This window comes from Anaerocolumna sp. AGMB13020 (assembly GCF_033100115.1).
GTDB lineage: Bacteria > Bacillota > Clostridia > Lachnospirales > Lachnospiraceae > Anaerocolumna.
Genome location: NZ_CP136910.1, coordinates 705,593 through 726,028, shown reverse-complemented (window position 1 = coordinate 726,028; position 20,436 = coordinate 705,593). Strand labels below are relative to the sequence as shown.

Sequence of the window (20,436 nt, the reverse complement as noted above, 5' to 3'; positions counted from 1 at the left end):
CTTCACTCTATATAATTTTCAGTGGCAGTATTACAGGTAAACTGTGGTATGCAAGGGTATAAAATATGAGAAAAAAAATTAAAACAAGAATAACGGCCATTGTACTAAGCTTATTTCTGGCGGTTTCGTTAACTGCCTGCGGTGGAAGTAATGATAGCAGCCAGGGAGGAAAGGGTAACTCATCGGAATCTTCAGGCGGGACGAAAGAAAAAATTGTAAATATCGGTATGACAGACACCTTAACCAGTGTCAATCCACTTTTAATGGATGCAACTGAAATATTAAAATATAGTGTTTCCATGGAGTTCCTTCCTTTGGTGGAACTAAACAGCAAGCTGGAATTTCAGGGAATGCTTGCTTCTTCTATTACCACGGAAGACAACAGGAATTTTATTGTTAACGTAGATAAAAATGCAGTCTGGTCTGACGGAACGCCAGTGACTGCTGAAGATGTAGTGTTTACCGTATTAAAACTTGCAAGTCCTAAACTTGCCAATGCCAGTATGGCACTGTATGCGTTTGAAGGTGTAGGCGATGATGGTTTTGTAGAGGAAGGTGCCACAGAAATCTCTGGTGTAAAAGCGCTGGATAATAAAACTGTTCAGTTTACCACAAAATACGATATGGCGCTGACGACTTTTGAGAATACTTATGGAAGATATATCCTGACAGTTCCAAAACACATATTAAAGGATGTACCAGAGGATCAGTTGGCTGCCTATACCTGGTTTAATGCTCCTACGGTAGTTAACGGACCTTATAAAATTACAGATGTAGACTTACAGCATTATGTATCTTATGAAGCAAATGACAAATATTTTAGGGGGGCCCCTAAAATTAATAAGCTGAATATTAAAATCGTATCAGCAGCGCAGCTCTTAACCGGTCTTCAATCCGGAGAAATTGATTTTGTTCAGCAGACCACCGGCGGAATTCTGCAAGAGGATTATAAGAGTGTAGAAGGGTTAACCAACGTAAATATCAATTATGGCGCCCCGGTAACCAACCAGTCCATTTTCTTTAATACCACAACAGTTACGGATCCCCGGATTCGTCAGGCTATTTTATACGGTATAGACAGAGAAAAGCTGGTCAGCGGACTCTTAAATGGAAAAGGTGAAGTAATAGACGGATTTTTATCCAGTGCAGGACCTTTTTATGATCCCTCTCTGACACCTACACCCTATAATGCAGATAAAGCCAAAGAACTGGTAAAAGCAGCAGAAGGCGATGGCTGGGATTCCTCGAAGGTTTTACAGTTCTATGTAAACAGCGGAGATACCACGTTTACACAGGCAGCAGATTTTATAACTGCAAGCCTTTCGGAAGTTGGTATCAAACTTCAGGTTAATACCGTAGACCTTGCAACACTTATGTCTAAGGCAGGCAGCAAGGAATTTGATCTTATGGCAGTACAATACACCTATGCACCGGTTGACCCATATCCAGATGTAAACTGGCTGTTGTCAGCTGACGGTTGGACCGGTTATGCCAATACTACTATTACAGAGGCATTGAATGCTACCCAGAAAACCAGTGAGGTAAATGATATCAGGAAAGAGTATCTGACCATTGATACACTTGTACAACAGGATGTTCCTATGCTTTCAGCTTATGTTATCAGTGCCATTGGTGTCGCTAATAAGAGACTGGTCAATGCAACTCCTGACGTTTATGGAGCTTTTATCAATATCTATGAGTGGGATGTGACAGAATGACACGTTTACTGGAAGTAAAAGATCTTAAGGTCAGCTTTCAGAAGGATAAAAATACATTTACCGGTATCTCAGGTGTCGATTTTCATGTAAATACCGGTGAAATCTTAAGTATTGTAGGGGAATCAGGGTCTGGTAAGAGTATTACCACCCTGTCCCTTATGGGACTGCTGGGAAAGACCGGTAAGGCGACTGCAGAAAGCATTTGTTTTGACAAAGAAGAGCTTATGGGAAAATCGGAGAAAGAATTAGATAAAATAAGAGGCTGTAAAATGACCATGATATTTCAGGACGCACTTACCAGTCTAAATCCCGTATTTACAATTGGAAACCAAATGACGGAAGCAATACGAAGCCATACCAAACTGAGTAGAAAAGAAGCTTCTGAAAGAGCTGCAAATCTTCTTACAAAAGTGGGACTTTCGGACACGGGTACTTTGCTTAAGAAATATCCCCACACTCTTTCCGGAGGAATGCGGCAGAGAGTTATGATTGCAATGGCACTTGCCTGCAATCCGAAACTCTTAATAGCCGATGAACCGACAACAGCACTTGATGTAACCATACAGGCACAGATTATGGATTTGCTGAAGAGTCTTAATAAGGAATTTAATATGTCCATCATATTAATAACCCATGACATGGGAGTGGTTGCAGAAACTGCCGACAGAGTGCTTGTAATGTATGCGGGAGAGGTTGTAGAGGAGGCTTTTGTGAAAGAGCTATTTTTAAATCCCGGACATCCCTATACCCGTGCTCTTTTAGGCTCCATTCCGGGTGCCGGTGGTGAAGAAGGGCGTTTGATTCCTATCGAAGGCAGTGTTCCGGAGAATTATGATAAGCTGACAGGCTGCAGGTTTTTCAATCGATGTCCTCATGCAGGGGAGGAATGCAAGGTGAAGCAGGAATTACGTGAAATTACTAAAGGACATTCAGTAAGATGTATTAAGTACAATAAATTGAACGCCTTAATAGATAAAGCAAATGCATAGAGGATGACTTTGACAATATCCGATGAGATTGGTTTACATTTTTCTGGATGCAAACCAATCTCATCCTTTTATTTACAGATAATGTTTCGGTTGTAGCCCTGTTCCATCTCTAAAGAAAAAATTGAATGAAATTATTAATTATGACTGGATTTTTTCTACTTATTGAGTTATTTTAGTTTATAAACGAGCAGATATGAAATAGATACAAGTTATGGATTCTTCTTGTTATGAAACACCATAACCAAAGATTTAAATCATAGAAGTTCACCAAATTGTTAGGAGCAGTATAATGGAAAAGAAAGAGCAGCCCCTTTTAAAAGTAACAGATCTAAAAAAATATTATCCTGTAAGAGGTGGTATCATACCGCATACCATCAGCTTTATTCAAGCAGTGGATGGGGTTGATTTTGAAATAAAGGAAGGCGAGACCCTGGGACTGGTAGGTGAATCCGGCTGCGGTAAATCTACAGTAGGAAGACAGCTGGCAGCATTGGAAAAGCCTACGGCTGGTGAGATAATTTATAGGAACATTAATCTGGGTGCCAACACAGGAAAAATAGAGAAGAACATAAGAAGAGAGGTTCAGATGATATTTCAGGACCCTTACTCTTCTTTAAACCCACGAAAAACCGTTAGGGATATTCTTTCAGCCCCTATGCTTTATCATGGAATATGTGAAAAAAGGCAGCTGGAAGAGAGACTGAAGCAGCTTCTTGAGCTTGTAGGCCTTCCTGCAAACACATTAACGAAATATCCTTTTGAATTCTCTGGTGGACAGCGGCAGCGTATTGCCATAGCAAGAGCACTCTCGTTAAATCCCAGGCTTATTATCTGCGATGAACCGGTTAGTGCGCTGGATGTGTCCATCCAGGCGCAGGTTCTCAATCTTTTAAAAGAACTGCAGAAGGAGTTAAAACTCACTTATCTCTTTATCGGACATGGACTAGAGGCGGTAAAGTATGTCAGTAACCGCATTGCGGTAATGTATCTCGGCAAGATTGTGGAGGTTGCGGCTTCAAAAGAACTCTTTGCTAACCCGCTGCATCCCTACACCAAAGCCCTTGTCAGTGCAGCGCCAATACCGGACCCGGAACGCAGGGACAGAGAAAAATTTCTGTTAAAGGGAGAAATTCCTTCTGCCAATCGTATTCCCTCCGGCTGCCGATTCCATCCCAGGTGCCCTTATGCCCTGGAAGAATGCAGCACCTTCATACCTGAGCTGCAAACATTTGGTTCTGACCTTGTCCATATGGCAGCTTGTCCGGTTATCCAAAAGAAACTCAGAGAGGAGGAAAAGGATGTTTAAGTATATTGTTAAACGAATTCTGATTGCCCTGCCAGTGTTGCTTGGTATAACAGTGATTGACTTTTTTCTCATGAGTCTGGCAGGTAATCCGCTGGAAATGCTTCAGGGAGCAAGGATATCCCAGGAGGCAATCGAAGTGAAGAGAGTTGCTTTAGGACTTGACAAGCCTGTATATATACAATATTTCATGTGGCTTAGACAACTATTTGAAGGAAACCTCGGAGTATCGGTGAAAACATACCAACCGGTTGCCGGTATGATCAAGACCTATATCGGTCCTACCTTGCTGCTGATGGGTACTTCGCTTTTTGTCAGTATGCTCATAGCGATTCCAGCAGGTATCTATAGTGCGGTCAGGCAATATTCACCGGGGGATTATACCGTTGTTACCCTTTCTTTTCTGGGAACCAGTATACCCGGATTTTTTCTGAGCCTTATACTGATCTATATCTTTACCATAAAGCTCGGTGTTCTGCCCTCCAGCGGTATGAAAACCCTTGGAACGGAAAGTGGAGCCTTGGATGTAATAAAACATATGATAATGCCGGTTATTGTGCTGTCAGTGTCTATGGCCGGTAACAATATCCGCTATATCAGGAGCTCAATGCTTGAGATACTGAATAAAGATTATCTTAGAACTGCGAAAGCCAAAGGGATTGGAAGATTTAAAGTCATCAACAAGCATGGATTAAGAAACGCATTACTGCCGGTTATTACAGTATTTGGTATGCAAATCCCAATTCTTTTTGGCGGAGCTATTATCGTTGAACAGGTCTTTAGCTGGCCGGGTCTTGGACTGATGACTATGAGTGCCATCATTAACAGGGATTACCCTGTTATAATGGGAGTTTGTCTTATTACTGCACTGGTAGTAATGGCAGCCAACCTGCTGACAGATATTCTGTATGCCGTTGCAGATCCGACAATTCAATATTAAGCTTGATACCAAATAGAAAATACAAAGGGTTTTAGGATAAAGAAAAGGGGATTAGAATGAAAAAGAGGAATCAGGATAATAGTATGAAGCAGTCCCTTAAAGGTAATATCATCAGGCGATTCTTAAAACACAGGCTGGCAGCAGCAGGTTTTTTATTTCTTATAATTGCTGTATTTTGTGCCTTGTTCGCTCCTCTCCTGGCTCCGTATGATCCGAATAAAGTGGTGGGGGATTTCAGCGGACCTCCGTCAAAAATGTTCCTTCTGGGTACGGATCAGGTGGGCCGGGATGTATTGAGCAGACTGTTGTATGGCATGCGGATTTCCCTGTATGTGGGCTTAGCTGCAACAGCTGTATCGACTGTTATCGGTGTAGTATTGGGACTTCTGGCTGGTTATTTTGGGGGAGTTCTTGATATGCTTATTATGAGATTTACGGATATGGTCATGTCCTTTCCATATATTTTATTGGTTCTGGTTGCCGCTGCAATTTTTAAACCGGGTCTTAATACAATAATATTGATACTGGGTTTTGTTGACTGGCCCGGTATTGCAAGGCTTGTAAGAGGTAATGTACTTTCCTTAAGGGAAAAACCTTTTATTCAGGCAGATATCGTAGCAGGGATGCCAAAAAGATTTATTCTTTTTTCTGAGATACTGCCAAATACCATAGCACCAATTCTGGTATATGCCACTTCCGTTGTTGCTATCTCCATGCTTGATGAAGCAGCTCTTAGCTTTCTTGGTATGGGAATCCAGCCGCCTCAGGCGAGTCTTGGTAATATGCTCAACGGAGCACAGTCTTTATCGATTCTGACCTCAAAACCTTGGTTATGGCTGCCCCCCGGAATCGTAATAATTCTTTTGGTAGTCAGTATAAATTTCGTCGGTGATGCTCTTAGAGATGCCTTTGATCCGACGGAGAGCTAGCATGAAAAAAAGACAATAATTGTTTGCAAAGACTATTGTGGAAAGAGGTTGACATGAAGAATTTATTAAGTTATCAGGCATCAGAGTATGACTGCGGTCCCACAACACTTCTTAATGCGATGAGATATTTGTTTGAAAGAGAAGAAATTGTTCCGGATATATTAAAAGCAATTTCGCTTTATACCTTAGATGAGTATGACAATTCAGGTGAATCCGGTAAAAGCGGTACCTCGACAATGGCAATGATGTATCTGTCCAAGTGGTTCAATCAATTCGGAGAGAAGAAACATTTTCCTATTGTTACGGAAATGCTGATAGGAGAACAGGTATGGATCAGACAGAACAGCAGGATTATAGGATGCCTTCAGCAGGGGGGAGCGGTTATCGTAAGATTATGGCTTGATACCTATGAGCATTATGTTCTGCTTACAGATATAGAAGGAGATTATATCTGCCTTTTTGATCCCTACGACTATGAAGGACCGGTTAATGGTGTTGATATAATCAAGGTAGAAGACCAGCCAAAGAAAATGAATCGCAAAGTACGAAAAGAAATCTTTAATGAAGTTACGGTAAGAAGCTATGCGTTCGGACCTTCAAAAGGCAGGGAGGCAATGCTTTTGTATAACTGCAATAATCGGAAGACCCCGGAAAAATCGATTGAATATTTCATTTAGTAGAAGCTGCAGCATCACGGGGCAACCATGTGAGGCTGCAGCCTTTTTATTTTAAATTCTTTTCGAATAGAACTTGCAAGAATCAGCATATTGGATTACAATAGTTTAGTTAGTAAATAATATCATTTATCTTTAGCTTACATCATGTGGTGTTAATGTGCAGAAGACAGCATTGCACCTTATCTGTGTGGCAGTACCGCACTTACAATGGGAGCTAGTATGAAAAGGAGCAGCAAGATGAAAAATATACCCGAATTGAAATTAGGTATCGTAGCAGTGAGCAGAGACTGTTTTCCCATGGATTTGTCCGTATCCAGGAGAAAAGCTGTTGTGGCAGAGTTTGTGAAGAAATACGGAGAGATATATGAATGTCCCACCTGTGTGGAAAATGAAATCCATATGAGAAAAGCACTGGAGGAAGTAAAAGCAGCTGACTGCAACGCACTGGTAGTGTACCTGGGTAACTTTGGACCGGAATCAGCAGAGACATTACTTGCCAAAGAGTTCGGCGGACCTGTTATGTTTGTGGCAGCAGCAGAGGAGACCGGCAGTAATCTGATTGGGGGCAGAGGCGATGCCTATTGCGGTATGTTAAATGCCAGCTATAACTTAAAGCTTCGCAATATCAAAGCTTACATACCCGAGTATCCTGTAGGGACAGCAGCTGAATGCGCAGATATGATAGGGGAATTCCTGCCTATCGCAAGAGCAGTAAACGGACTGAATAATTTAAAGATTATCTCCTTTGGACCTCGTCCCCAGGATTTCCTTGCCTGCAATGCACCTATTAAGCAGTTATATAATCTGGGAGTTGAAATTGAAGAGAACTCAGAGCTTGATTTGTTTGAGGCTTTTCACAAACATGACGGAGATTCCAGAATTCCAGAAGTAGTTAAAAGTATGGAAGAAGAGCTGGGGGCAGGAAACATGAAACCTGAGATTCTTCCTAAGCTCGCACAATATGAACTTACGCTGTTAGACTGGGTAGAGGCGCATAAAGGCTCCAGAGAATACGTTGCGATAGCAGGTAAATGCTGGCCGGCTTTCCAGACACAGTTTGGTTTTGTGCCCTGTTATGTAAACAGCAGACTGACAGGAATGGGTATACCGGTATCCTGTGAAGTGGATATTTTCGGAACCCTCAGTGAGTTCATCGGAACAGTAATCAGTGAGGACGCTGTAACCTTGTTGGATATTAACAACAGTGTACCGGCAGATCTTTACGAGGAAGATATCAAGGGTAAACACGCCTATAGCTTAAAAGATACCTTCATGGGCTTCCATTGCGGAAATACAACTTCCGGCAAATTAGCTTTCTGTTCCATGAAATACCAGATGATTATGGCAAGAAACCTTCCAGAAGAAGTAACACAGGGTACCTTAGAGGGAGATATCGCACCTGGAGATATTACATTTTTCCGTTTACAGGGAACAGCTGAAGGCGGCTTAAGAGGATATATTGCCCAAGGTGAAGTATTACCTGTAGCTACCCGTTCCTTTGGTGGTATCGGTATATTTGCAATTCCTGAAATGGGTAGGTTCTACCGTCATGTACTGATTGAGAAGAATTATCCTCATCATGGAGCAGTCGCTTTTGGTCATTATGGTAAGGCTATCTATGAAGTGTTTAAATACATTGGGGTTGATGTAAAAGAAATCGGATACAATCAACCAAAGGGTATTCTTTATCCTACGGAAAATCCTTTTGCAGGCTAAAGTAATAAGAAGTGAATTCTAGTGGAAAAGGCCAGTTTGGTATAAGTGGACGGCGAATTGCACAAAACAGAAGGAACTCATACTACAATTCCAAGATATAAGAAATCCTGATTCCAGGAATATTTTATGCTTTCTATAATGCAAAACAGATAACCTGTTGTGATATGCTTCCCTCTAAGTAGACAAGTGAAATAATAAAAAACTTGTTACTTAGGAGGAAGCATATTTTTATGGGAAGAAAAGCTAAGTTTTCTTTCGAAATAAAGATAAATATTGTTCAAAGATATTTATCAGGTAAGACCTCTGCTAATCATGAAGCGCAGTTATTAGGTATCAGCGGGACACGCATTTTGGAGTGGATTTCTTTATATCAATCTTTGGGAGAAGAAGGTCTTATTACTACTTCCCAGAATACCGCTTATTCTTCGGATACAAAAAAAAATGCTGTACTAGATTATCTAAATGGTAAGGGTTCCTATTCTGAACTCTGCAGAAAATATGGAATTCGTTCATCATCCCAACTACGAAACTGGATTTTGAAGTATAATGGTCATGAGAAGCTGAAAGCTTCCGGAACAGGAGGCCGTATCATGACCAAAGGTAGAAACACCACATTTGATGAGCGAGTGGAAATAGTACAGTATTGTATTGCACATAATCACAATTACAGAGAAACAGCAGAAAAACACCAGATATCCTATCAGCAGGCACGCAATTACACCATTAAATATGAATCAGATGGAGTTGAAGCTTTAAATGATAGTCGTGGAAAAAGGAAATCGAAAGAACAAATGAACGAGTTAGAGAAACTCCGGGCTGAAAACAAGATTTTGAGAGCAGAAAAAGAACGAGCCGAAATGGAGGTATCCTTCTTAAAAAAACTCGAGGAGATAGAAAGGAGGCGGTATTAAGCCTGATTCGCCATGAAAGTATTTACCAGGCAATCAAAGAGGTAAACGAAAAATACGGCTATCCTATACATGCTTTATGTAAGCTTGGTGGTATTTCCCGCTCTGCATACTATAAGTGGATAAACAGGAATATCCCCGCATGCGAAACCGAAAACAGGCGCATAGCAGATATCATTGAACGGATCCATGAGGAATCCCCAGATAAAGGGTATCGAAGAATCCGGGATGACCTGGAACGGTATCATGATATAAAAGTAAATGATAAACGCGTATTGAGAATCTGCCGGAATCGGAATATAAAATCAACAATCAAGTACTCTAGTAATGGATGTACAAGACAAGCAGTAAACCCATACTACATAGCAGAAAATTTACTCAACCGCGAGTTTAAAGCGGATGCACCCAACAGGAAATGGCTTACCGATGTAACTGAATTTCACTATTACATTGGCATCGAAAAGCATAAGGTCTATCTTAGCGCCATATTTGATTTGTATGACCGTCGGATTGTATCGTACATCATTCGTGACAACAACAATAATTCGTTAGTCTTTGATACATTTGATGCTGCGATTGAGACCAACCCAGGTGTTTGCCCACTATTTCATAGTGACAGAGGATTTCAATATACAAACAGGATTTTCCGTTCAAAAGTTGAATCAGCAGGAATGACTCAGAGTATGTCAAGAGTGGCAAAGTGCATTGACAATGGGCCAATGGAAGGGTTTTGGGGAATTATTAAAAGAGAGCGTTATTATGGAAAACGTTTTACGAGTAAGAAAGCAGTTGTTGAAATGATCGAGAAATATATGAAATACTATAACAATAAACGCTTACAAAGAAATCTAGGTGTATTAACTCCGATGGAGAAACATGAGTTATATCTACAGGCAGCATAAAAAACTGCCAGTAAGTTATACTTTACTGGCAGAAAGATTTATATTTTTTTAATTGTCTACTTGACGGGAAGCAGTTCATTGCGCTCAGACAATCTGTTTTACCTTATAGCACAAAATTTTCCTGGAAAAGGATTTATTGAAAGGAGTCATTGGTTTTGCTGTTCATTTTTTGCTAACCATTTGCTGAATACATCCATACCCTTGTGAACAAAAATTAAATTAACCACCATAATTATAAAGGATATAACAGAGTACAAGACAACAGTATCTAACGGAAACAATTTCAATATAATCTTAATAATATAAATACACACAGGCAAGCAAATAATGCTTGTAATAATAGCAGGGACATATATTCTTACGATCAATACCTGCAAACAATGTATTACTAAATGCAAAGTAAATGTGATAAACAATCCTATCCATAGGATATACCAATTGGTCATATAAGAAGCAACTGTAATTATACTTATCAGAATAAATTCTTCTGCAACGCCAAATGCAAACGCTGATGTTGTGATATTATCAAAATGAGGCAGTAACCTTTTGGATAATGCAGGAAGTCTTTCACTTAAATAGTTTTTATTCTTACGTACCCACATTTTCATGAAAATTATTTCTTCAAAATCGTGAAAGATAAAAAGTATAGGAAACAGCCATACCAAGACATTCATAGCATTCATCTGCATACCCCCTAAACGCCCATAATATAAGTGATTTTCATGTGCTATAACACATAAAATTATAGTATTGCTTTCGTATCTGCTAAATAATATAAATTTTATTTCTTGTTATTATCAAACAAATAGCGGCTCTCTTTCTATAAAAGCAGTTATTTTGTAATTGCTTAAGAATAAGCAGTTTTGGAATATATTTCGTAACAGTCCCTTCTGCATATTATCTCTTATCATCTCTATAGATGGTCTTTATTCGGATTGCCTGGTTATGATCACCAAAATCTTCTCCAAACAGGGTAAGACCTCCGCAGTTTGCCGTTTCCTTGGGGACTTCAAAGCGGAAGGTAATAGGAGAAGTATAGTCGATGGAAAGATCATCGATGGTAGCATTTGATATTTGATTTCCGCCATCGATAAAGGTACCCTCTGCATTAACGATCAATGTTTTCAGCAGGCCGTATTGATTCATGGAATCCGGCCACCAGGAAGGAGAGAGATAACCCTTACGGTCGCCAAAGTCACCAGGACTTACCCAGTAACCAAGGGATACACCATTAATATTAAAATAAATATCGGAAGGAAAATCTGCTTTAAACTTCGGATATTCAGAACTGATTTCAAAGGAAATCTGCAATTCTTCTATGATTTGTCCGGGTTTTAAATGATTTGGTATATTGTATTCTATGAAACCGCTTCCGAACCAGAGTATTCCGGCATCAAACCTTTCAGGAAAGTTGAAATAACGTGGATCATCATATTCGCCGATTATGTTCTTAACGGATGCCAGACCACAGGTAGGTGACACCTTTGAGGTAGTGAAATAACCTATTCGTAAGTTATCCAGATAATATTTTCTGGCTTCTGTCATAGCGGCAAAATCTATCATCAAACGGTCATGCTGAGGACGGACTATTTTCATAGTACCTCTTTTACCGGGTTTGGTACGAATTTTAACAAGTCCGGCTTTTTCTAATTTACTGACATGCATTGAGATAGCACTGTTGGTAAGTCCAAGTGCTTCTGCAAGATCATTCATACTTAACTGGTCATCTGCATAAATCATTTCCATAATCTTCATTCTTACAGGTGTACTTAATGCTCTCAAAACCTCCTCTGCCTCTTGAATGGATTTAAAATACAGCATAATTGTTTCCTTTCGTAGAGTTTAAAGGAAGGAGAAATACCTTCAAACACTGATTATATTCTTAGTATACTATTAATTATAGAATTGCCATCTGTTAAAGTCAACGGTTTCATGTATAGCGTGGTCAGGATGGAAGAAATAAATTGCAGACGAAGAAAAATATGATATAAAATGAGAAAAATTAAAATTTTCTCTTGCATTTTATTATTTAGTATGGTATTATCTGGTTATAACCTAGTTATATAAATTTGCATCCCCAGAGCCGATCCTTAAACGTTTTCGTTTATGATTATCGGCTCTTTTTTTCATATAATACGAATGTTATTAAGACATAAAATGAACACTAATATAGCTACAGGAAAATAATATAGTATTACGGAAAAAATCAGGATTGGCAGATAAGCTGCTACTGGCTTTGGAGATTCTATTTTGTGATGATTAATGGAATAACAAAGCATTTGGTACGATAAACTGAGTTTCTTACGTAAAGCTCTCAGTCAGTAAGCAGCAGGTATAAAAAGACACAGAAAATTGCATCTGAAGCAGGTGCGGTTGATAGAGAAAGAGGTAAAAATGAACATTACGGTGATTGGCTGTGGAAGATGGGGCTCCTTTATAGCCTGGTATTTAGATAAAATAGGTCATCAGGTAACACTTTATGGCAGAAGTACATCCAAGCATATGAAGGAATTTTTAGAGACCAGGAGCAATGGACTTTTAACGCTTCAGGAAAGTGTTCAGCTATCTGTGGAGTTATCAGACCTGGATTCTGCTGAGATTATTGTAATCTCGATTAATTCCCAGGGTTTAGAAAGGCTTATGGCTGATATAGGGCAGCGGAACCTGGTTAATAAGACTTTTGTGTTGTGTATGAAAGGGATTGAGATTGGAACCGGCAGAAGATTAACAGAAATTGCTGCACAAGGCCTTGATGACAGCAACCATATTGCCGTTTGGCTGGGACCGGGACATGTGCAGGAATACTTAAGAGATATTCCGAATTGCATGGTAATAGACAGCGAAGAAAAACAGGTGAAAGAGCGGCTTATTCGTGAATTCTCCGGCGAGCTGATACGATTTTATTATGGTCAGGATTTAATTGGAAATGAAATAGGTGCAGCTGCCAAGAATGTTATTGGTATAGCAGCAGGTATGTTGGATGGTCTTAATCTTACCACATTAAAAGGGGCATTAATGTCCAGAGGAACCAGGGAAATCGCAAGACTGATCAAAGCAATGGGCGGTAATGAACTGTCTGCCTACGGTTTATGTCATTTGGGAGACTATCAGGCTACGGTATTTTCAGAGTTCAGTCATAACAGAGGGTTTGGGGAAAGCTTTGTAAAAGGAGAGGTATTTACAGATCTGGCAGAAGGCTATTATACAGTAAAAGCTTTGATTGAATTAGGCGAGAGATATCAGGTAGACCTGCCAATCTGCAAGGCAGTATTTGCTGTATTGTATGAGAAGAAAGATACAAAGACTATTCTGGAGCAATTATTTTCCAGGGATTTAAAAAACGAATTTTAGAGCAAATTTATAGTAGCTGTATATTTAATAATTATTCAATTATTAAATCAATTGTTGTGGCTGATTAAGAAGGAAAGAAAACTTAAGCCAGAAGGTTTCTTTTAATCAGCTCCATAAAAATGATATGAATTAACCGGACATAAAACTTGCTTGAGTTTCTCTCAACCTCCGTCTTTTGTCCGGTTGTTAATCTGTATCTTTGTATTTTGGCTATTTATGAAACATTAAAATGACTGATTTCTTTCTTTAATACCAGACAGCTCTCATCAGCAGAAGCAATCAGGCTTACTACCTGTTCAGATTTAACATTGACATCCCCTACTTTTACGGCAATATCACTGGTACCGGAGGCACCCTCAGAGGCTGCCAGGGAAACCTGATTAACTGCCAGTAAGATACTCTGGATAGAAGCCAGCAACTGTTGTGCCGTTGCACTGAAATCTGTGACCAGGTTGTCTACATAAAGAGAATCATCTTTGTAATCCTTTGCAATTCCGATAAAGCTTTCAATACTTTCGTTAACATCGCTTGTTACAAAATCTAACAGGCTGTTTGCACTTTGAGACAAATCTTCAACAGCTTCCGTTACTTTCACAGTAACACCTTGTATCTGCTGAACCATAGATTTGGACTGTTCGGCAAGATTTCTGATTTCATCAGCTACCACAGAGAAACCTTTACCGGCCTCACCGGCTCTGGCTGCTTCAATGGCTGCATTTAATGCCAGCAGATTTGTCTGTGCGGTTATGTTCATGATGGAATGGGATAATACATCAATCTGTTCAACGATTTTAGCCTGTTCAACCGCTTCCTTCAGATGTGAACTGATATCGCTGCTAATCCGTTGTATCTTATTTTGGGAAATTTCCGCAGTTTCTTTCGTGCTGGCAGCACGTTTACTGATTTCAATAACCTTTAAGCTTCCATCCTGAGATTTTTCAGCAATACTTCTTGAGGCTGATTCGATTTCTAAAGAGGTTGAATTCAATTCCTGAGAAGAAGCGGCGGTTTCTTCCATACCTGCAGCCAGTTCCTCCGTGGTTGCGGATACTTCTAACAGATTATTGTTTAGAGATAACATATTATCCTTTGCATTAGCAACTGCCTGAACAATCTTATCTGCTTCAGCTTTGGTATTGCCGATTAAATTGCCAACAGAGTTTTTCATATGCTCCAAATCCTTCGCCAGAAGTCCGAAATCATCCTTGCGATTCTTAAAGATAGCAGGAAGGGTTGTCCTGAAATCTCCTTTCGCCAGCTGCTCCAAATACTTGCTGATTGCCTTGAAGCTGTTATTTAGACGTAGGATAATAACAACTGACAGGAAAATTGATACAACAGCGGTAAGGAGAATGATGATAATGTTATTCATGATAACCGCTTCTACCTTTTTTTCCTGGTCCTGTGAAGTCCGTTTTACGATATCGTCTATATAATCTGTGTAATTTCCTGTTCCGATAACCCAGGAGAAGGGTTCAAAAGCCTGACTGTAACTTCGTTTTGGACTGGCTTCTGTCTCATTTGCTTTGGAAAACCAATAGTCGGTATACCCGCCGCCATTCTTTCCAGCTTCAATTATTGCCTGAATAAAAGCAAACTGATTTACATCTTTTTGATCAAAACGATTAGTTCCTTCTGTTTCCGTGCCTAACATTACAACATTGGTACCGTCGTAAGTATCTGCCCAGAAATAACCATTATCCCCATAGGTAAGGTTACGTAACAGGTCAGCACCGACTACCTTGGCTTCTTCCATCGTGTAATCACCGGACTCGTATTTCTCATAAACCGTATTCAGCAATGAGATTGCTGTCTCTACTTGTGTCTTTACATTGTTGTCATAATCTAACCGGATGCTGGTCTCCAGTACGTGCAGGTTGCTCTTTAGGCTATTTTGCTGTGAAATGAGTGAAACAATTCCAATTAGAACAGTAGCAGTAACCAGAACAGTAGCAAGCAGTATAATTTGTGTACGTACTTTTAAATTTTTGAGCTTCATAAAGTACCCTCCCTAAATAATAGTAACAATAAAAGTTGATCAAATGTTTGGAGCCCAAGTAAAAAATTTAAAGCGGAGTATTTTATCTTGGATGGGTCTAAAACATAAGTTCAACTTGAATATAATACATTCTACAATATAACTTAAATATTGACAATAAAGGTATTATTTGTCGAGACAATCTGGCACTATCCATAATAATAAAACTGGATATTGTGTATATACCAGTTTTGCTATATCATATCAGTAATCTGAAAGGAAAATAAAGGTACCTAAAAGGAGAAAGCACCAGGCTGTTCAAATGAAGGAGCAGCATACCAATATAGATATAGCAAATCGCCCGATTAATAAAACCATTAAATGCAAGCTTTATTGCTATGGTTACTTTATCGGATATCGTAAATAAAAAAATAAGCGGAATTTGGAATTACCAGTCTTTTACTGGAATTGATCTGAAAAAAGCAGTGAGCTTATAAACTTACTGCTGAATATAGAGGAGGAAAATTTACACATGCAGAAAAGAGTTGCAGCCATACATGATATATCCTGCTTCGGCAGATGTTCCCTTACCGTAGCATTACCTATCCTGTCGGCAGGAGGTTATGAAACAAGTATTATACCAACAGCGGTATTATCAACTCATACAGGCGGTTTTGAAGGTTTCACCTTCAGAGATCTGACGGAGGATATCCTCCCTATTGCAGAACACTGGAAAACGCTTGATATTTCCTTTGACGCAATTTATACGGGGTATTTGGGTTCATTTGCGCAGTTGGATATGGTCTCGCAGATATTTGATATGTATAAGAAAAAGGAGACTTTAATTGTTGTCGATCCCGTTATGGGCGACAATGGCAGATTATATACTTCTTTTAAAGAGGATTTTCCCAGAGGTATGGCAGGACTTTGTGAAAAGGCTGATATTCTTGTTCCTAATATTACAGAAGCAGCACTTTTGGTACAGGAGGAGTACCTGGAAGGCCCTTATACACCGGAATATATAGAAAAACTGCTTCACAAAATGGCTGACTTTGGTGCAAAGAAAGTTGTACTTACAGGAGTTTATTTCGAGGAAGGGCAAATTGGTGCAGCAGCTTATGACAGCACTTGCAGACAGACCGTTTATTCTCTCGGAGAGAAGGTACCCGGAATGTACCATGGAACCGGTGATGTATTCTCAAGTGTTCTGTTAACCGGGCTGTTAAGCGGTTTTTCCATGGAGGAGGCCTTAAAGCTGGCCGTAGATTTTACAGCCGAAGCCATAAAAAGAACCTACAGAGCCGGAACAGATAACCGCTTTGGCGTTAATTTTGAAGAAGGACTTTATGAACTTGCAAAAGTATGTTCTGCGAGCAGGAAAATCTAAAAAACGTGTATGGATACACAACCTCTTTCATAGATTGTAAAAAGTAAGCAGAGAAAAAGAGGGAGTGTTTTGAAACAGGAAGGTTATGTACTTCTTATAAATCAAACAGATTACGATTGGATTCTGATTAGAAATCTTAAAGTAAATATGAAGAACTTCTGCTTTCCCGGGCGAATCAAAAGGCAGACAGAAGCTGTTGCTTATGTGGAATGGGAAGAGACAGCTGCTGTAGGCTCACAAAATCTTGCAGCAGCTGTTTGCTATCAGCTGGAACATACAGAAAGCTCCTTTATTGTCCTGGCCTATGAGGATCATGAAAGCAAAGATTTAAGAGTTTACTTTGAAAATATGGCGTCAAAGAATATCACTGAAAGGGAGACAAAATCCTTAGGGTGGGTAAATGGAGGCACCTTGCGCCTTATTTTATCAGAGCCTGGGGAGGGAGAGCTTCATCGTCTTGATATCTCTTCTGATTATGGAGAAATTGCAGAAACGCATAATATCACCAAGGGATTTGAACAGGCAGGACGAATCACCAACATTATAACGCCTGAAGCAGTGGAACAGACTTCCGTCAGCTGGTTTGGGAAATTTAAAGGAATCGGGACACTTGATAATCTTTATCTTAATGCAAATTGCTTTTGGGAAGAATGTGTTATTACCTTACAGGGAGCCAAAGACTGCAATTTGATATTTACGCTCACCCTGATTGTCGGCGGTGAACTTGTAAAGGATAGTCTGGTAAATGACATCTATCTTTATGATGATCAAATTAAGATTCTCCGTATTCCGGTTGGTAAGATTACCACTGTTGTCCTTGCCGGAACTGTAAAAAGCACTACTGCAGATGAAGTGTCGGTTGATGTGACTTTAACTGGTATTTGCAAAAAAGACATGTAAATTACACTTGAGTCTATTCTTTCTATTAAAGATGTATCAGAAGCAGTCTTGGTATACAGAGGGGCAGGTTATAATCTATCGATCATTGATAGAGAAATGGTGGTGATTATGTTTGACAATAAGGATTCCATGGCTATGTTAGCAGCTTCTATGCTGACGTATAACATTAAAGGAGGAAAGCTACCGGTTTATTATCGCATAAGGATTGATGAGTGGCTGAATGGAAGACCGGTCAACTGGTATAAGATGGCTGGATTTACAGATAAAATATATACCTTTTCAGCGGGTCTTAATAATATACATGCCGGATTAATGGGTATAGCCGGAAATAAGCTCATAATCGCATTAAGAGGAACAGATGGGGATGATACCTTGGAGGGCAGCATTCTGGATTGGCTGAATAATTTTATTGCTTTTCCTGTACCCTTTACTCCTTATGGCAGGGGGTTCGTCCATGGAGGGTTTTTAAGTGCTGCAGAAAGTCTTAAGACGGGTATGTTAACTCAGGCAGCAGTACTTTATGATAAACTTAAAGGCAGTGGTCTGGAGCCGGAAATAATAGTTACCGGTCATAGCAAAGGCGGAGCCGTTGCCTGTTTAATGGCAGAAATGCTGGCAGAAATAAACCAAGAAGAATATAAGAACAGGATAACGTTATATACCTTTGGTGCGCCAAGAGTTGGAGACAGGATATTCGCTGAAAATTACCAACTGAAACACTATCGTTATGAGGCTTTTTTGGATGTTGTCTGTCATCTGCCTTTAACCGTACAGGAAATGACCTTATTAAAACGGCTTGGACCCATTCAGGAACTATTTGCCGAATGTTTTAAACTGCCGGCATATAAATCGGTAGGAGAGGAATTCTGCATATATCATCAGGTGGATAATTATGGAAAATACCCGCCGAATGCAAGAAATATATCAGGAGAAACCCTTAATTCCTTCTGTGCCATAGAACAGGTAATACGTTACGGAGCATTGCAAATACTGGCAAACAGTCATGGAAAAGACTACTATCTGCTTGACAAATACACTGTGTTACATTAAAGTATTCTTAAGAATACTCTTCGTTATGTTGTTAGCAGGATTTATTTCCGGTATTCTTTATTCGCCTGATAAAAGAACAGTTACTGTTAACACAGAAGGCGGATATATGAGAGGCCGAATTTTATATCGTGTGATAAAGGGCAGCATTCCATGCTGCCAAATTCTGTTATTTAGGGTGCGTTTGACTATTGTTTCCATGAGGGGGTTACGCTTTAGGGAGCAGATTTCCCTGGGTCTGTTAAAAGCGACAAGATGCAAGAGACAGTAAGTAAGCTGCTGTTTGGGAAGCAAAATGATGCCATTTGTACAGAAATAAAGTAGATTGATAACAAATGAAGCGGACAGAACAGCAAATGGGGTTTTTGTAATTACCTCAGGCATTCTCTGTGCCTGTAACAATAATTTATTGAAAGAAGGAAGAACAGCTATGAAAATTTCTACCGTAAAAGGAACCAATGATTATTTACCAAAAGAAGCAGCCCTTAGGGACTATTTAATGGATCAGATATTAAAAACCTATCAATCCTGCGGTTTTCAGAGAATTATGACACCGGTCATTGAGGATATTGAGAATCTGGATAAAAGTGAAGGTGGCGAGAATTTAAACCTTATCTTTAAAATATTAAAAAGAGGGGATAAATTAGAGAAAGCACTCGAGGCAAAAGAAGAAAAAGAGCTTAGTGATATGGGACTTCGCTATGATCTTACCTTACCCCTCAGCAGATATTATGCAAGCAATAAGGACAAGCTTCTGGCACCCTTTAAGTGCATACAGATAGACAGAGTCTACCGTGCGGAACGTCCTCAGAAAGGACGTCTAAGAGAGTTCTATCAATGTGATATTGACATCATTGGAACCACCTCCCTGACAGCAGAGGTTGAACTTATAATTACAACCGCTCAGGCACTTAAGAATATCGGAATCGGTGAATTCAAGGTAAAGATCAACAATAGAAAGCTTCTAAAAGCCATTCTGACTACGGCAGGTTTTGGGGCAGAAGAGCTTGACAGTGTCTGCATTTCTATCGATAAGCTGGATAAGATTGGGCTTGACGGAGTCAAGAACGAACTTGCCGGTAAGGGATATGCTGCAGCCAGCATAGAGAAGCTTGCAGAGATACTTTCTACCAAACCTTTTACTTTAAGTAAGGCATCGGAAATCTGCCCGGAAGAAGAAAGTTTAAAGGAAATTCAATTTATCCTGGAGTCTGTAAAAGCTGTAAACAGTGAATTGGAAATTGATTATGATATTACCCTTATCAGAGGACAGGGTTATTATACCGGTACTGTTTTTGAAGTAGAAAGTACGAAATTCAGAGGTGCAATAGCAGGTGGCGGAAGATACGATAACCTAATCGGAAAATTTTTAAATGACAGTGTACCTGCGGTTGGATTTTCTATCGGATTTGAAAGAATATTCGGAATCTTAACGGATATCGGTTATCAGATTCCTGACAGGAAGAAGCAGATTGCTGTTATTTATGAGGAGAAGGATTTCCTTCCAGCGATGGAGACTGCTAAGAATTTCCGTGAGACGCACAACGTGGCACTGTATGTGAAACCGAAGAAGACAGGTAAATTTATTGACAGACTGAAAGAGCAGGGGTATGATGGTTTCTTTATTTATGGACAATCAGAAGAATTGCAATTGATAGGGGATTAATAATCCCATAAATGACTTTTTATTA

At 39.7% G+C, this 20,436-nt stretch carries 17 protein-coding genes; 14 read left to right on the top strand and 3 right to left on the bottom strand.

Features of this window, described 5'->3' with window-relative positions; genetic code table 11:
- Positions 1–65: 65 nt before the first annotated feature.
- The 9 genes from R2R35_RS03100 to R2R35_RS03060 all read left to right on the top strand — a co-directional run bounded on the left by R2R35_RS03100 (position 66) and on the right by R2R35_RS03060 (position 10,082).
- On the top strand, positions 66–1,718 hold the full coding sequence (locus R2R35_RS03100) for an ABC transporter substrate-binding protein (RefSeq protein WP_317733032.1): 1,653 nt from the start codon (positions 66–68) through the stop codon (positions 1,716–1,718).
- Positions 1,715–2,707 carry an ABC transporter ATP-binding protein gene (locus tag R2R35_RS03095; RefSeq protein WP_317733031.1) on the top strand — a complete coding sequence of 331 codons (993 nt, stop codon included), beginning with the start codon at positions 1,715–1,717 and terminating at the stop codon, positions 2,705–2,707. Before R2R35_RS03100 ends, R2R35_RS03095 begins: the two co-directional genes overlap by 4 nt.
- 289 nt (positions 2,708–2,996) lie before the next feature.
- Positions 2,997–4,013: an ABC transporter ATP-binding protein gene (locus R2R35_RS03090; protein WP_317733030.1), complete on the top strand. Its 1,017-nt coding sequence runs from the start codon at positions 2,997–2,999 to the stop codon at positions 4,011–4,013.
- Entirely contained in the window at positions 4,006–4,950 is a 945-nt protein-coding gene (locus R2R35_RS03085; RefSeq protein ID WP_317733029.1) for an ABC transporter permease, read from the top strand. The genes R2R35_RS03090 and R2R35_RS03085 overlap by 8 nt, the downstream gene beginning before the upstream one ends.
- A 56-nt stretch (positions 4,951–5,006) precedes the next feature.
- Entirely contained in the window at positions 5,007–5,879 is an 873-nt protein-coding gene (locus R2R35_RS03080; RefSeq protein WP_331670209.1) for an ABC transporter permease, read from the top strand.
- Positions 5,880–5,932: 53 nt separating this feature from the next.
- Positions 5,933–6,556 carry a peptidase C39 gene (locus R2R35_RS03075; protein ID WP_317733028.1) on the top strand — a complete coding sequence of 208 codons (624 nt, stop codon included), beginning with the start codon at positions 5,933–5,935 and terminating at the stop codon, positions 6,554–6,556.
- 237 nt (positions 6,557–6,793) lie between these two features.
- Positions 6,794–8,272, top strand: coding sequence for an L-fucose/L-arabinose isomerase family protein (locus R2R35_RS03070; protein ID WP_317733026.1), 1,479 nt, complete (start codon positions 6,794–6,796; stop codon positions 8,270–8,272).
- 230 nt (positions 8,273–8,502) lie between these two features.
- A complete protein-coding gene (locus tag R2R35_RS03065) occupies positions 8,503–9,183 on the top strand; it encodes a transposase (protein WP_317731278.1) in 681 nt (226 codons plus the stop codon).
- Positions 9,138–10,082 (top strand): IS3 family transposase, encoded by a 945-nt coding sequence (locus R2R35_RS03060; RefSeq protein ID WP_317734732.1) that lies wholly within the window; start codon positions 9,138–9,140, stop codon positions 10,080–10,082. The genes R2R35_RS03065 and R2R35_RS03060 overlap by 46 nt, the downstream gene beginning before the upstream one ends.
- A 146-nt stretch (positions 10,083–10,228) precedes the next feature.
- On the opposite strand, the gene R2R35_RS03055 is transcribed toward R2R35_RS03060, so the two are convergent.
- Together R2R35_RS03055 and R2R35_RS03050 are read right to left on the bottom strand one after the other, a co-directional pair.
- The gene (locus R2R35_RS03055) at positions 10,229–10,765 is read right to left on the bottom strand and encodes an HXXEE domain-containing protein (RefSeq protein ID WP_317733025.1); all 537 of its coding nucleotides are present in this window, start codon (positions 10,763–10,765) and stop codon (positions 10,229–10,231) included.
- Between the two features lie 214 nt (positions 10,766–10,979).
- A complete protein-coding gene (locus R2R35_RS03050) occupies positions 10,980–11,903 on the bottom strand; it encodes an ArsR/SmtB family transcription factor (RefSeq protein WP_317733024.1) in 924 nt (307 codons plus the stop codon).
- Between the two features lie 573 nt (positions 11,904–12,476).
- Between R2R35_RS03050 and R2R35_RS03045 the strand changes: the two genes are divergently transcribed.
- Positions 12,477–13,433 carry an NAD(P)H-dependent glycerol-3-phosphate dehydrogenase gene (locus tag R2R35_RS03045; RefSeq protein ID WP_317733023.1) on the top strand — a complete coding sequence of 319 codons (957 nt, stop codon included), beginning with the start codon at positions 12,477–12,479 and terminating at the stop codon, positions 13,431–13,433.
- Between the two features lie 214 nt (positions 13,434–13,647).
- Here R2R35_RS03045 and R2R35_RS03040 read toward each other — a convergent pair whose 3' ends face one another.
- Complete coding sequence (locus tag R2R35_RS03040; protein WP_317733022.1) at positions 13,648–15,432, bottom strand: methyl-accepting chemotaxis protein; 1,785 nt, start codon at positions 15,430–15,432, stop codon at positions 13,648–13,650.
- Positions 15,433–15,943: 511 nt separating this feature from the next.
- Between R2R35_RS03040 and R2R35_RS03035 the strand changes: the two genes are divergently transcribed.
- The 4 genes from R2R35_RS03035 to hisS all read left to right on the top strand — a co-directional run bounded on the left by R2R35_RS03035 (position 15,944) and on the right by hisS (position 20,411).
- Positions 15,944–16,798 (top strand): pyridoxamine kinase, encoded by an 855-nt coding sequence (locus tag R2R35_RS03035; RefSeq protein ID WP_317733021.1) that lies wholly within the window; start codon positions 15,944–15,946, stop codon positions 16,796–16,798.
- Positions 16,799–16,867: 69 nt separating this feature from the next.
- A complete protein-coding gene (locus R2R35_RS03030; protein ID WP_317733020.1) occupies positions 16,868–17,698 on the top strand; it encodes a hypothetical protein in 831 nt (276 codons plus the stop codon).
- A gap of 108 nt (positions 17,699–17,806) precedes the next feature.
- On the top strand, positions 17,807–18,748 hold the full coding sequence (locus R2R35_RS03025) for a lipase family protein (protein ID WP_317733019.1): 942 nt from the start codon (positions 17,807–17,809) through the stop codon (positions 18,746–18,748).
- A 427-nt stretch (positions 18,749–19,175) separates the two neighbouring features.
- Complete coding sequence (gene hisS, locus R2R35_RS03020) at positions 19,176–20,411, top strand: histidine--tRNA ligase (protein WP_317733018.1); 1,236 nt, start codon at positions 19,176–19,178, stop codon at positions 20,409–20,411.
- Positions 20,412–20,436 lie beyond the last annotated feature (25 nt).